The sequence below is a fragment of the Streptomyces sp. NPDC111606 genome (assembly GCF_055656945.1).
In genome coordinates this window covers 21,406-33,459 of record NZ_JBVKBY010000002.1, presented here as the reverse complement: position 1 = coordinate 33,459, position 12,054 = coordinate 21,406, and the positions used below count along the sequence as shown (strand labels likewise).

Sequence of the window (12,054 nt, the reverse complement as noted above, 5' to 3'; positions counted from 1 at the left end):
ATGACCACCGCCCGGACAGGAGTTTCATGACCACCGCCCCCTGGCGCGACCCCGCCCTGCCCGCCGCCGCCCGCGTCGACGACCTCCTCTCCCGGATGACCCTGCAGGAGAAGACCGCCCAGCTGTACGGCGTGTGGGTGGGCGCCGCCACGGACGGCGAGGCACGGGCCGAGGGAGTCGCCCCGCACCAGCACGACATGACCGCCGACTACGACTGGGCCGAGCTGATCACCCATGGCCTCGGCCAGCTCACCCGCTCCTTCGGCACCGCTCCCGTCGCCCCGGCGCCGGCCGCGCGGGCACTGGCCCGCGCCCAGCGCCGTATCGCCGGGGCGGGCCGTTTCGGCATCCCGGCGGTGGCCCACGAGGAGTGCCTGGCGGGCTTCACGGCCTGGCAGGCCACGGCCTACCCGGTACCCCTCGCCTGGGGAGCCACCTTCGACCCCCCGCTCATCGAGGAGATGGCCGCCCGCATCGGCCAGGACCTGCGCTCGGCCGGCGTCCACCAGGGCCTCGCCCCCGTCCTGGACGTCGTACGCGATCCGCGCTGGGGCCGCGTCGAGGAGACCATCGGCGAGGACCCGTACCTGACCGGCACGATCGGCACGGCCTACGTCCGGGGTCTGGAGTCGGCCGGCGTGATCGCCACACTCAAGCACTTCGCCGGGTACGCGTCCTCTGCGGGCGCCCGCAACCTCGCACCCGTACGGGCGGGCATCCGCGAGTTCGCGGACGTGACACTCCCGCCCTTCGAGATGGCGCTGCGCGAGGGCGGGGCCCGGTCGGTGATGGCGGCGTACAACGAGACGGACGGAGTGCCGGCGTCGGCGGACCCGGCGCTGCTGACCGAACTCCTCCGGGCGGAATGGGGTTTCACGGGCACGGTGGTCGCCGACTATTTCGGCATCGGCTTCCTGGAGACGCTGCACCGAGTGGCGGGCGGTGCGGGGGAGGCGGCGCACGCGGCGCTGGCGGCCGGCATCGACGTGGAACTCCCCACCCTGAAGTGCTACGGGAAACCCCTTCTGGAGGCCGTCCGGTCGGGCGAGGTCGCGGAGGAACTGGTGGACCGGGCGGCCCGCCGGGTCCTGCTCCAGAAGTGCGAGTTGGGTCTCCTGGACGAGGACTGGACGCCGGAGCCGAAGGCAGCGGACCTCGACCTGGATTCGGCTGCGAACCGCGCCCTGGCCCGGCGCGTGGCCGAGGAGTCGGTGGTGCTCCTGGACAACCCGGACGGCGTCCTGCCCCTCTCCTCCGACGCCCGTATCGCAGTCGTGGGCCCGCGCGCGGCGGACGCGTTGGCGATGCTGGGCTGCTACTCCTTCCCGTCCCATGTCCTTACGCACCACCCCGAGGTGCCGATGGGCATCGAGATCCCGACGCTCCTGGAGGCGTTGCGCGCCGAACTCCCCGACGCCAAGGTGACGTTCGCCGAGGGCTGCGCGGTCTCCGACCCGGACACGGCAGGCTTCGAGGAGGCGGTGGCACGGGCGTCGGAGGCGGACGTGTGCCTGGCGGTGCTGGGCGACAGGGCAGGCCTGTTCGGGCGGGGCACGTCGGGCGAGGGCTGCGATGTGACGGACCTGCGGCTGCCGGGTGCTCAGGGTGACTTGCTGGACGCGCTGATCGCGACCGGCGTCCCGGTGGTGCTGGTGCTGCTGACCGGTCGGCCGTACGCCCTGGGCCCCTGGCAGGGGCGGCTCGCGGCGGTCGTCCAGGCGTTCTTCCCCGGGGAGGAGGGCGGACCGGCGGTGGCGGGAGCGCTGTCGGGCCGGGTCAACCCGTCGGGACGGCTGCCGGTGAGCGTGCCGCGGGAGCCGGGCGGGCAGCCGTGGACGTACCTCCAGCCGCCGTTGGGGCTGGCGGGAGAGGTGAGCAATCTCGACCCGACGCCGCTGTACGCGTTCGGGCGCGGAGGGTCGTACACGTCATTCTCGTGGGGCGGCTTCACGGGCGGGGACGACCCGGCGGAGATCGGCACGGACGGTTCCTACGAGGTGTCGGTGACGGTCCGCAACGCCGGCGACCGGGCGGGCGCGGAGGTGGTCCAGCTGTACCTGCACGATCCGGTGGCGTCGGTGACACGGCCGGATGTGCGGCTGATCGGTTACCAGCGGGTCGACCTGGGGGTGGGTGAAGCGAGCCGGGTGACCTTCCGCTTCCACGCGGACCTGTCGTCCTTCACCGACCGTTCGGGGCGCCGCATCGTCGAACCGGGGGTTCTGGAACTGCGGTTGGCGGCGTCGAGCTCGGACGTACGGCATACGGCACGGCTGCACCTCACCGGCCCCGTACGGGAGGTGGGGGCGGGTCGGCGGCTTCGGTGCGAGGCGGAGGTGTCGGGGCCGGGGTGACGCAGGCGCCGCGCCGGAGCCCCGCCGGACTCACACCGGGCCCGGCCGGGCATCCACCGACTCGAACCGCCACCGATGCACCGTCCGAGTCACCAACTCCCTGTCGGGCTCGGGCAGTTCGGGCAGCTCCGCGTCGTACGCCGCATCCCACCACGTGATGACGAGCACCCGGTCCTGCGGTGCGCGCAAGGTCTCCCGGCGCAGGGGCCGTGCGGCCAGCTCCTGCGCCCGGGCCCAGGCGAGCAGGGCCTCGCCCCTGCCGGGGACCGCCCGCGCCTCCCACATCAGCGCGACCGTCACGAGTAGAGGTTCTCCTTGCTGACCTCGTGCACATGGTCGTGGCCGTGGTCGTGCGCAGACGGCGTGCCCGGCACATGAGGGTCCGTCACCGGCAGCGAGGAGTCCGCCGACAGGTCCCAGCTGGACGCCGGCCGGTTCCGGGCCACCATCTCCGCGCCGAGGGCCGCGACCATCGCCCCGTTGTCCGTGCACAGCTTCGGCCGGGGTACCCGCAGCCGGAGGCCGGCCCGCTCGCAGCGTTCCTGGGCGAGGGCCCGCAGGCGGGTGTTCGCCGCGACACCGCCGCCGATCATCAGGTGGTCGACGCCCTCGTCCTTGCACGCGCGGACGGCCTTGCGGGTCAGCACGTCGACGACCGCCTCCTGGAAGGACGCCGCGACATCGCGCACCGGCACCTCCTCGCCCGCCGCCCGCTTGGCCTCGATCCAGCGGGCCACCGCCGTCTTGAGACCGGAGAAGGAGAAGTCGTACGCCGGATCGCGCGGCCCGGTCAGTCCGCGCGGGAACGCGATCGCCCCGGGGTCGCCCTCGCGCGCGTACCGGTCGATGACCGGACCGCCCGGGAAGCCCAGGTTCAGCACCCGGGCGATCTTGTCGAAGGCCTCGCCCGCCGCGTCGTCGATCGTGGCGCCCATCGGGCGGACGTCGGAGGTGATGTCCGACGACAGCAGAAGCGACGAGTGGCCGCCGCTCACCAGCAGTGCCATCGTCGGCTCCGGCAGCGCCCCGTGCTCCAGCTGGTCCACGCAGATGTGCGAGGCGAGGTGGTTGACGCCGTAGAGCGGCCTGCCCAGCGCGTAGGCGTACGCCTTGGCCGCCGATACGCCGACCAGCAGCGCGCCCGCCAGGCCGGGGCCGGCCGTCACCGCGATGCCGTCCAGGTCGCGGGCGCTCACGCCCGCCTCCTTCAGCGCGCGGTCGATGGTCGGGACCATGGCTTCCAGGTGCGCCCGGGAAGCGACCTCCGGCACGACGCCGCCGAAGCGGGCGTGCTCGTCGACGCTGGAGGCGACGGCGTCGGCGAGCAGGGTGGTGCCGCGGACGATGCCGACGCCGGTCTCGTCGCAGGAGGTCTCGATGCCGAGTACTAGGGGTTCGTCCCGCGAGTCAGCCATTGATCTCGGTTCCTTGTACGGAGTTTGCAGGGTCGGTCAGTCTCATCACCAGGGCGTCCACGTTCCCCGGCTGGTAGTAGCCGCGCCGGAAGCCGATGGCCTCGAAGCCGTAGCGCTCGTAGAGCTTCTGCGCCCGGACGTTGTCCACGCGGCACTCCAGCATCACTTCGGCGCACTCGAAGTCGGTCGCGGCCCGCAGCAGTTCGGTGAGGAGACGGCCGCCGAGCCCCGTCCCCCAGTGGTCGCGGGCGACGGCGATGGTCTGGACGTCGGCCAGTTCTCCGGCGGAGGCGAGGCCGGCGTATCCGACGAGCCGTCCACCGTTCTCGGCGACGACGTAACGCCGGGTCGCCCCGGGCCCGCGCGAGTGGGCCAGCTCGGACCAGAACATGCCCCGGGACCAGGCGTCCTCGGGGAAGAGTTCCTTCTCCAGGCCGAGTACGGCGTCGATGTCCCACCAGCGCATCTCGCGCAGCACGGATCCGGCGGCAGCGGCGGGAGTCGGCGTCACGGGTTCGGTCACTTGGGGGTGACCACCTTGTAGTTCTTGGGGACCTGGGCGTCGGGCCGGCGCAGGTACAGCGGCCGGGGCGCGGGAAGTTCCTCGCCCGCCGCCAGCCGCTCGGCGGCCAGCGCCGCGAGGGCCGCCGCCGACACGTGCTCGGGCTCGTGGGCGCTGGGGAAGGTGTCGGGGTACAGCAGCGCGCCCGCGCCGACGGCCGGCAGCCCGGCGACCTGGTCGGCGATGTCGGCGGGCCGGTCCACGGCCGGGTCGGTCAGCCGCGTGCGGGAGTCGGCGTACTGCGCCCAGTAGACCTCCTTGCGCCGGGCATCCGTCGCGACGACGAACGGGCCCTTCTCGATGTCGGCGGCGTACGCGAGGCCGTCCAGCGTGCACACGCCGTGCACGGGGACGCCGAGGACGAGCCCGAAGGTGTCGGCGGTCATCAGGCCGACGCGCAGCCCGGTGTACGGGCCGGGTCCGATGCCTACGACGACGCCGGTGACGGCGTCGAGCTTCACACCGGCCTCGGCGAGGACCCGGTCGACGGCCGGCAGCAGCAGCTCGCCGTGCCGGCGCGCGTCCACCTGGCTCGACGAGGCGATTACGTCCGTACCGTCGTGCAGCGCGACGGTGACGGCGGGGGTGGCGGTATCCAGAGCGAGCAAGAGCACGCAAACAGCCTACGGCGCCCACGCCCCGGGAAGCGCCGTCCCGGTCGGCCGCTTGACGACTGCTACGGTCGGAATCGATCACCAGGTACGACGCGAACGCTGAGGTGGCCAATGGCAGGCAGCAGCTCCGGAATCGTGGCGGGGCTGACCGCGGCTGCCCTTGCGACCGTCGGCTTCCTCGCCTTCCAGGCCTACTCGAACATCCCGGCCGACCTGGGCCGGCCGGTCGCCGACAGCGTTCCCAGGGTGAGCACCTCCAAGGCGCCCCGCGACGGGAAGGACCCCGACGCGCTGCCCACCGGGTCCGGCGCGGGGAAACGGGTCGTCTACTCGGTGGACGACGACCGGGTGTGGCTGGTCGACACGGGCGAGAAGGTCAAGCGCACGTTCCGTGTGGCCCCCGGATCGGTCGACCCGGCTCCGGGCGCCTACACCGTCAGCTCCCGCTCCAACGCGGTCACCGGCACCGACGGCCTCGCCGTGGAGCACGTCGTCCGCTTCACCAGCGTGGACAACGTCACGATCGGCTTCAGCACGGCCGTCGACGGCCCGGCGCCCCAGCCCGCTCCGACCGTGAAGACGGGCGGCATCCGCGAAACGCGGGCCGACGGCAACGCGATGTGGGACTTCGCGACGATCGGCCGGACGGTTGTCGTGATCCGCTAAGCGGCGTTGCGGTGCCCGTGATCGGCGGGCTCGCGGGTCGTCCCCGGGTCAGGGAGACGCGGCGGGGTGGAGATCACGTTCGCAGCGGCGCCGGCCGCCAGCAGATCGCGCATGGACACCCCGGCGACCGGCGCGTACGGCCGCGGCCGCGCCTCGCTCTGCGCCTTGTTCTCGGATGCCGACATGGACGCCTCCTGGGGCCGGGGGCGGACGTAGTTAGGTAGACCTAACCACGGACTGGATACCATGTGACCACGCACAAGACCGCAAACGCAATATCTTGCCGACGTCTTGTCGGAATGTTCATCAGGCGCCCGACCGGCACCCGGTCCGGCTCAGGCCGACAGCGCCCTCAGGCCCACGGCACGCTCAGGCCGACAGCACGCTCAGATCCACCGCGGCCCAGCGCTCGCCCAGCCCCGTCACCGTGACGTGCCGAACCTCGTCCGTCGTGTCGCCCACGGCCCGGTGGATCACGAGCTGAAGCCGTTCCTCGGTCAGCTCCTCGACCTTGCCCTCGCCCCACTCCACGACGATCACCGACTCGGGCAGCGAGACGTCGAGGTCGAGGTCCTCCATGTCGTCCAGGCCGCCGGACAGCCGGTAGGCGTCGACGTGGACGAGCGGCGGACCGTCACCGAGGGAGGGGTGCACACGGGCGATCACGAAGGTCGGCGACGTGACCGCGCCCCTGACCCCCAGCCCCTCGCCGAGCCCCCGGGTCAGCGTCGTCTTGCCCGCGCCGAGCTCCCCGCTGAGCATCACGAGATCACCGGCGCGCAGCAGTTTTGCGAGCCGCCGGCCCAGCTCCCGCATCTGCTCGGGAGAAGTGACGGTCAGGTCGAGGTCACCCGCGTTGTGCGGTGCTGCTGGTGCTTCCATAGCCACTTACGGTAGCTCCTGCCGGCACGGCACCCGCGCGGGTGAGCAGGTCGGCCATACGGTCGGTGACCACTTCCGGGTGCTCCAGCATCACCAGGTGCCCGGCGTCCGGCACCAGGACCAGCTCGGCGTCCGGCAGCAGGTCGGCGATCGCCTCGCTGTGCTCGCTGGGCGTGACGAGGTCGCCCACACCGGCCAGGACGAGCACCGGCATCTCCGTGAAGAGCCCGAGCGCCTCGGTCTTGTCGTGGTCGGCGAAGGCCGGGTAGAACTCCGCGACCACGTCGATCGGCGTCCCCTCGATCATCCGCTCGGCGAACCGGGCGACGGCCGGGTCGACGTCCCGGGACGAGAACGAGTACCGCTTGATGATCCCGGCGAACAGGTCGGCGGTGGCCCGGCGCCCCTTCTCCACCAGCTCGGCCCGCTGCCCCAGCGCCTTGAGCACGCCCGGCAGGATCCGGCGGACCGCGTTCACTCCGGCGACGGGCAGCCCGAAGTTGACCTCGCCGAGCCGCCCGGACGAGGTACCGACGAAGGCGGTGGCCACGACCCGGTCCCGGATCAGCTCCGGGAACTGGTCGGCCAGCGCCATGATCGTCATCCCGCCCATGGAGTGTCCGACCAGCACGAGCGGCCCTTCGGGCGCGGCCGCGTCGATGACGGCCTTCAGGTCGCGCCCCAGCTGCTCGATGTCGACGTGCTTGCCCTCCTCCGTCTGGGCGACGCCGCGCCCGGACCGGCCGTGGCTGCGCTGGTCCCAGTGCACGGTGCGCACGACGCCCCTGAGCGCGGCCCGCTGGAAGTGCCAGGAGTCCTGGCTGAGGCAGTAGCCGTGGCTGAAGACGACGGTGACCGGGGCGGGTGCCTTGCGCCCGAAGAGCCGTCGCCGACGCGGGGTGAGGGCGGGTGCGGCCTCGGGGTCGACGTCGTCGACCTCGTAGTACAGCTCGGTGCCGTCGTCGGCGTACGCCTTGCCGGGCATGCCGCGCAGCGAGCCGTACGGTCCCGCCGAGTCGAGGGCGAGCCGGGCCTTCTGCCGCATGCCGCGGCCCACGGTCATCCGCTCTATGGCGACACCGGCGGCCGCGCCGGCCGCGATCACACCTATCGCGGCGCCGGCGAACCCGGTCGCCCTGCGCCAGTTCGCGGCCGCCCCCGTGGCGGAGGCGACGGCCGCGACGACCTCCGCGCTGCTCTCGCTCACGTACCGCTCCTCTTCGCCGGGTCGTGCCCGGTGTCTCGGTGTGACGTGGGTACCGAGTGGTGCGGGTGTCCCGCTACGGGTTACCCGCCTCGTTCCCCATTCACATAACCGCATTCGGATGGACGCATCACATTGCCCGCGTCACATAGCCGCATCACGAAGACGCATCACATGGACGCATTCCTATAGACGCGTGGAACGCGCGTTCCGATCCGCGTGACGATTTCGTACGCGATGGTCCCCGCGGCCTGCGCCCAGTCCTCGGCGGTGGGTTCACCGCGGTCACCGGGCCCGAACAGCACGGCTTGTGCGCCCGCCGCCGGCTCGTCCCCGCCGAGGTCGACGACGAACTGGTCCATCGCGATCCGCCCCGCGACCGTCCGCCACTTGCCGCCGACCAGGACGGGCCCGGCGCCGGAGGCGTGCCGCGGGACGCCGTCGGCGTAGCCGAGGGGGACGAGGCCGAGGGTGGTCTCGCCCGGGGTGACGTAGTGATGGCCGTAACTGACGCCGTGACCGCCCGGGACATGTTTCACCAGTGCGAGGGACGCCGAGAGCGTCATCACGGGCCGCAGCCCGAAGTCGGCGGGGCTGCCCAGCTCCGGGCTGGGCGAGATGCCGTAAGTGGCGATCCCGGTGCGCACCAGGTCGAAGTGGCTGTCGGGGAGGGTGAGCGTGGCGGGCGAGTTGGCGATGTGCCGCACCTCGGGCCGGGCACCCTGCGCCTCGGCGTAGGCCACCATCTCGCGGAACAGGGAGAGCTGGGCGGCGATGGACGGATGCCCGGGCTCGTCGGCGCAGGCGAAGTGCGACCAGAGCCCGGTGATCCGGATCAGCCCGTCGGCCTCGGCCCGCAGAGCCTCCCGCACCAGCTCGGTCCAGTCGTCACCGGGCTGGCAGCCGCCCCGGCCGAGCCCGGTGTCGGCCTTGAGCTGCACGCGCGCGGGAGCGCCGGCCTGCCGGGCGGCCTCGGTGACCTCGCGCAGGGCCCACATCCCGCTGACGGAGACGTCCAGGTCGGCCTCGATGGCCTCGCGCCAGGGCCCGCCGGGTGTCCACAGCCAGCACATGATCCGTACGCCGTCCACCCCGGCGGCCCGCAGCACGAGGGCCTCCTCCGGCGTGGCCGTCCCCAGCCAGGCGGCGCCCGCCTCTATGGCCTCGCGGGCGCACCGGACGGCCCCGTGGCCGTACGCGTCCGACTTCACGACGGCCATCAGGGCCGCGCCCGGCGCGTGGGCACGCAAGGCCTGCACATTGGCCCGCAGGGCGGCCAGATCGATCTCGGCGCGGGCGCGCATGGGGGCGGTCCGCAGGGCAGCTGTTTCTGTCATGGCGCCCCCAGTGTCTCAGAGGGGTACGACAACGCCGCCGAGCCGGGACCCGTGCCCCCGGCCACCGGACCCGCGCCCGCGGGTCACGCCTCCGGCCGGTGCCCCCACACGTACACCTGGTCGTTGTTCTTCAGCACGCGCCACAGCTTCTTGGCCTCGTCCAGGCGCAGATTGACGCAGCCCATGGAGCCGACGGCGGTGAAGATGTTGCCGTAGACGCCGTGGAACGCCTGGCCGCCGCTGAAGAACTGGGAGTAGGGCATGGGGCTGTTGTAGAGGCTCGACACGTGGTTCTTGTGCCGCCAGTAGATGCGGTGCGACCCGACCCGCGTCTCGTACCCCTTGCGCCCGCTCCTGACGGACACGGGCCCGAACACCACCTTCTTGCCCTTCTGCACCCAGGCCAGCTGCCGGTCGAGGTCGACACAGGCGATCCGGTACGTCCGTACCGGGCACTTCTTGGCGGCATTGGGGTTCTTGCGGGCGGAGACCAGCTGCATGGTGGCCCAAGTCACAGGTCCGGCGAAGCCGATGGCGGGCTTGATCTTGTGCTTGATCTGGAATGCGCGGATGGCCCGGCAGTCGGCGGGCGACTGAAGGCCGTCCACGCGCCGCTTCAGCCACCGCTCGACCTGCCGCTGATGCGGTCCCGTCTCGTGGCTGCACTTCACGCCCTCGAGGGCGTCCATCGGAGGGATGTACTCCACGAGGTCGTTCGACTCGTCCGGCGCGTCCTTCGGCTCGACGGCGTCCTCCTCCGGGGTGGGCTTGTACACCTCCGGGGGCAGCGCCTGGTCGGGCGTGTCGGTCGGCCGAAGCTGGAGCAGGTCGGGTACGCCGGGCACGAGTTCGGCCTCCGGCCCGGAAGCCGGGGGTACGGGGTCGGCCGAGGCGCTGCCGACGGGCAGCAGGGTGGCGCCTGCGAGCAACACAGCGATGCTCCGGCTTGCGATACGTCCGCTGATCATGCGCACAGAGAAGCGTGAGGGCCTGCCCGGCGGGAGGCGCCGCGCGGCGGGGTCACCCTAACGAGGCGCGGGAGACCGGACTGGGGAACGGGCGACCGAACGTAGGGTGCTCGGCATGAGCATCATCGGGGTCGGCATCGACGTGGCCGAGATCGACAGGTTCGGCGCGGCACTGGAACGCACGCCCGGCCTGGCCGAACGACTCTTCCTGCAGAGCGAGTTGCTGCTGCAGAGCGGCGAACGCCGGGGCATCGCCTCGCTCGCGGCCCGTTTCGCGGCGAAGGAGGCCCTCGCGAAGGCGCTGGGCGCACCGGCGGGCCTGCTCTGGACGGATGCCGAGGTCTACGTCGAGGACAGCGGCCGGCCCCGGCTGCGGGTGGCGGGGACGGTCGCGGCACGGGCGGCCGAACTGGGCGTGCGGTCCTGGCACGTGTCGCTGAGCCATGACGCCGGGGTGGCGTCGGCGGTGGTGGTGGCGGAGGGCTGAGCCCGCCGGCCCTCGCGCCCGGCCGGCCAAAGGCACGCCAGTGCGTCCATGGATGCGACGAGCCGCGCCGCGTACGGAAGACTCGGTCGTATGCGGACTGCGTACAGCGTGGAGACGGTAAGGGCGGCCGAACGGGAGCTGATGGCACGGCTTCCGGACGGTGCGCTGATGCAGCGGGCGGCGGCTGGACTCGCCGTGGCCTGCGCGGATCTGCTGGGCCGGGTGTACGGCAGCCGGGTCGTGCTGCTGGTCGGCAGCGGCGACAACGGCGGCGACGCCCTGTATGCCGGGGCCCGACTGGCCAGGCGCGGGGCGGGAGTTGCGGCGGTGCTGCTGAATCCCGAGCGGGCGCACGCCGGGGGCCTCGCGGCGCTGCGGCGGGCCGGCGGCCGGGCGACCGGGGTCGAGGGCGCCGAGGAGTTGATCGAGCACGCGGATCTCGTCGTGGACGGCATCGTCGGGATCGGCGGCAAGGGCGGGCTGCGCCCGGACGCGGCCCCGCTGGCCGCCGCCGCCCGGCGTTCCCGGGCCGCGGTGGTCGCCGTGGACCTGCCGAGCGGCGTGGACGTGGACACGGGCGAGGTACGCGGCACGGCACTACGGGCCGACCTCACCGTCACCTTCGGCACGCACAAGCCGGGCCTGCTGATCGATCCGGCGCGGGACTACGCCGGTGTGGTGCGCCTGGTCGACATCGGCCTGGCGCTGCCGGACGACGCGGTGGAACTGGAGGCGCTGCAACACGCGGACGTGGACCTGCTGTTGCCGTCGCCGGCGGCGGAGACGGACAAGTACCGGCGCGGTGTCGTGGGCATCGCGGCCGGCTCGGCGCGCTATCCGGGTGCGGCCGTCCTGGCGGTGGCGGGGGCGTTGCGGGGCGGGGCGGGGGCCGTACGGTACGTCGGTCCGGCCGGGGACGCGGTGATCGCCCGGTTCCCCGAGACGCTGGTGTCGGACCGGGGACCGAAGAAGGCCGGGCGCGTGCAGTCCTGGGTCGTCGGCCCCGGCGCCGGGGACGACGCGGCGGCGGTCGCGGAGGTGCTGGCGACGGACGTGCCGGTGCTTCTCGACGCGGACGGGCTGCGGCTGGCGGACGCGGATGCGGTACGGGGCCGTGCGGCACCGACCCTGATGACCCCGCACGCCGGGGAGGCGGCGGCGCTGCTGGGTGTCTCCCGGGAGGAGGTCGAGGGGGCTCGGCTGGCTTCGGTACGGGAGTTGGCGGGGCGGTATGCGGCGACGGTGCTGTTGAAGGGGTCGACGACGCTGGTGGCGGACGCCGGGGGCACCGGCCCGGTCCGGGTGAACCCGACGGGTACGCCATGGCTGGCCACGGCCGGCAGCGGGGACGTGCTGTCCGGTTTGGCGGGATCACTGCTGGCGACGGGGCTCCCGGCATTGGATGCTGCGAGCGCGGCTGCGTATCTCCACGGCCTGTCGGCGAGATTCGCGGCGGACGGGGCGCCGGTCGGGGCGCATGACGTGGCTGAGGGGATTCCGGATGCCTGGCGGGACGTACGGAGTTGAGGGGCACGCTCCAGGGCGGCGGCGACCGGCGTCAGGGT

General features: G+C 72.9%; 13 protein-coding genes. 4 read left to right on the top strand and 9 right to left on the bottom strand.

Going from position 1 to position 12,054, the window contains the following annotated elements:
* Window positions 1-26 precede the first annotated feature (26 nt).
* Complete coding sequence (locus ACZ7M7_RS08090; protein ID WP_472114079.1) at window positions 27-2,354, top strand: beta-xylosidase/alpha-l-arabinosidase; 2,328 nt, start codon at window positions 27-29, stop codon at window positions 2,352-2,354.
* Window positions 2,355-2,384: 30 nt separating this feature from the next.
* Here ACZ7M7_RS08090 and ACZ7M7_RS08085 read toward each other — a convergent pair whose 3' ends face one another.
* The 4 genes from ACZ7M7_RS08085 to tsaB are packed head-to-tail and all read right to left on the bottom strand — an operon-like array spanning window position 2,385 to window position 4,945.
* Window positions 2,385-2,654: a hypothetical protein gene (locus ACZ7M7_RS08085; RefSeq protein WP_472114077.1), complete on the bottom strand. Its 270-nt coding sequence runs from the start codon at window positions 2,652-2,654 to the stop codon at window positions 2,385-2,387.
* The gene (gene tsaD, locus ACZ7M7_RS08080) at window positions 2,651-3,769 is read right to left on the bottom strand and encodes a tRNA (adenosine(37)-N6)-threonylcarbamoyltransferase complex transferase subunit TsaD (protein WP_472114075.1); all 1,119 of its coding nucleotides are present in this window, start codon (window positions 3,767-3,769) and stop codon (window positions 2,651-2,653) included. Before tsaD ends, ACZ7M7_RS08085 begins: the two co-directional genes overlap by 4 nt.
* A complete protein-coding gene (gene rimI, locus ACZ7M7_RS08075; RefSeq protein ID WP_451174703.1) occupies window positions 3,762-4,292 on the bottom strand; it encodes a ribosomal protein S18-alanine N-acetyltransferase in 531 nt (176 codons plus the stop codon). Before rimI ends, tsaD begins: the two co-directional genes overlap by 8 nt.
* Window positions 4,289-4,945: a tRNA (adenosine(37)-N6)-threonylcarbamoyltransferase complex dimerization subunit type 1 TsaB gene (gene tsaB / locus ACZ7M7_RS08070; protein WP_472114072.1), complete on the bottom strand. Its 657-nt coding sequence runs from the start codon at window positions 4,943-4,945 to the stop codon at window positions 4,289-4,291. The genes rimI and tsaB overlap by 4 nt, the downstream gene beginning before the upstream one ends.
* A 111-nt stretch (window positions 4,946-5,056) precedes the next feature.
* Here tsaB and ACZ7M7_RS08065 point away from each other — a divergent pair, with 111 nt between their 5' ends.
* Window positions 5,057-5,611, top strand: a complete 555-nt coding sequence (locus tag ACZ7M7_RS08065; protein ID WP_383611975.1) for a hypothetical protein — start codon at window positions 5,057-5,059, stop codon at window positions 5,609-5,611.
* Here the strand turns inward: ACZ7M7_RS08065 and ACZ7M7_RS08060 are convergent.
* The 5 genes from ACZ7M7_RS08060 to ACZ7M7_RS08040 all read right to left on the bottom strand — a co-directional run bounded on the left by ACZ7M7_RS08060 (window position 5,608) and on the right by ACZ7M7_RS08040 (window position 10,002).
* Window positions 5,608-5,796 (bottom strand): hypothetical protein, encoded by a 189-nt coding sequence (locus tag ACZ7M7_RS08060; protein WP_427840356.1) that lies wholly within the window; start codon window positions 5,794-5,796, stop codon window positions 5,608-5,610. The two genes, ACZ7M7_RS08065 and ACZ7M7_RS08060, sit on opposite strands and share 4 nt — an antisense overlap.
* A gap of 184 nt (window positions 5,797-5,980) precedes the next feature.
* Window positions 5,981-6,493, bottom strand: a complete 513-nt coding sequence (gene tsaE, locus ACZ7M7_RS08055; protein ID WP_383630032.1) for a tRNA (adenosine(37)-N6)-threonylcarbamoyltransferase complex ATPase subunit type 1 TsaE — start codon at window positions 6,491-6,493, stop codon at window positions 5,981-5,983.
* Entirely contained in the window at window positions 6,459-7,700 is a 1,242-nt protein-coding gene (locus tag ACZ7M7_RS08050; RefSeq protein ID WP_383611984.1) for an alpha/beta fold hydrolase, read from the bottom strand. Before ACZ7M7_RS08050 ends, tsaE begins: the two co-directional genes overlap by 35 nt.
* Before the next feature lie 167 nt (window positions 7,701-7,867).
* A complete protein-coding gene (gene alr / locus ACZ7M7_RS08045) occupies window positions 7,868-9,034 on the bottom strand; it encodes an alanine racemase (RefSeq protein ID WP_472114067.1) in 1,167 nt (388 codons plus the stop codon).
* An 83-nt stretch (window positions 9,035-9,117) separates the two neighbouring features.
* Window positions 9,118-10,002 (bottom strand): L,D-transpeptidase family protein, encoded by an 885-nt coding sequence (locus ACZ7M7_RS08040; RefSeq protein WP_383611990.1) that lies wholly within the window; start codon window positions 10,000-10,002, stop codon window positions 9,118-9,120.
* A 115-nt stretch (window positions 10,003-10,117) separates the two neighbouring features.
* On the opposite strand from ACZ7M7_RS08040, the gene ACZ7M7_RS08035 reads away from it, so the two are divergent.
* On the top strand, window positions 10,118-10,489 hold the full coding sequence (locus ACZ7M7_RS08035) for a holo-ACP synthase (RefSeq protein WP_472114064.1): 372 nt from the start codon (window positions 10,118-10,120) through the stop codon (window positions 10,487-10,489).
* 90 nt (window positions 10,490-10,579) lie between these two features.
* Complete coding sequence (locus ACZ7M7_RS08030; protein WP_472114062.1) at window positions 10,580-12,016, top strand: NAD(P)H-hydrate dehydratase; 1,437 nt, start codon at window positions 10,580-10,582, stop codon at window positions 12,014-12,016.
* Window positions 12,017-12,054: the final 38 nt, after the last annotated feature.

Coding starts and splice junctions, on each gene's coding strand:
- ACZ7M7_RS08065 (WP_383611975.1), top strand. CDS start 5,057: ATGGCAGGCAGCAGCTCCGGAATCGTGGCGGGGCTGACCGCGGCTGCC.
- ACZ7M7_RS08060 (WP_427840356.1), bottom strand. CDS start 5,796: ATGTCGGCATCCGAGAACAAGGCGCAGAGCGAGGCGCGGCCGCGGCCG.
- alr (WP_472114067.1), bottom strand. CDS start 9,034: ATGACAGAAACAGCTGCCCTGCGGACCGCCCCCATGCGCGCCCGCGCC.
- ACZ7M7_RS08030 (WP_472114062.1), top strand. CDS start 10,580: ATGCGGACTGCGTACAGCGTGGAGACGGTAAGGGCGGCCGAACGGGAG.
- tsaD (WP_472114075.1), bottom strand. CDS start 3,769: ATGGCTGACTCGCGGGACGAACCCCTAGTACTCGGCATCGAGACCTCC.
- ACZ7M7_RS08035 (WP_472114064.1), top strand. CDS start 10,118: ATGAGCATCATCGGGGTCGGCATCGACGTGGCCGAGATCGACAGGTTC.
- ACZ7M7_RS08040 (WP_383611990.1), bottom strand. CDS start 10,002: ATGATCAGCGGACGTATCGCAAGCCGGAGCATCGCTGTGTTGCTCGCA.
- tsaE (WP_383630032.1), bottom strand. CDS start 6,493: ATGGAAGCACCAGCAGCACCGCACAACGCGGGTGACCTCGACCTGACC.
- ACZ7M7_RS08090 (WP_472114079.1), top strand. CDS start 27: ATGACCACCGCCCCCTGGCGCGACCCCGCCCTGCCCGCCGCCGCCCGC.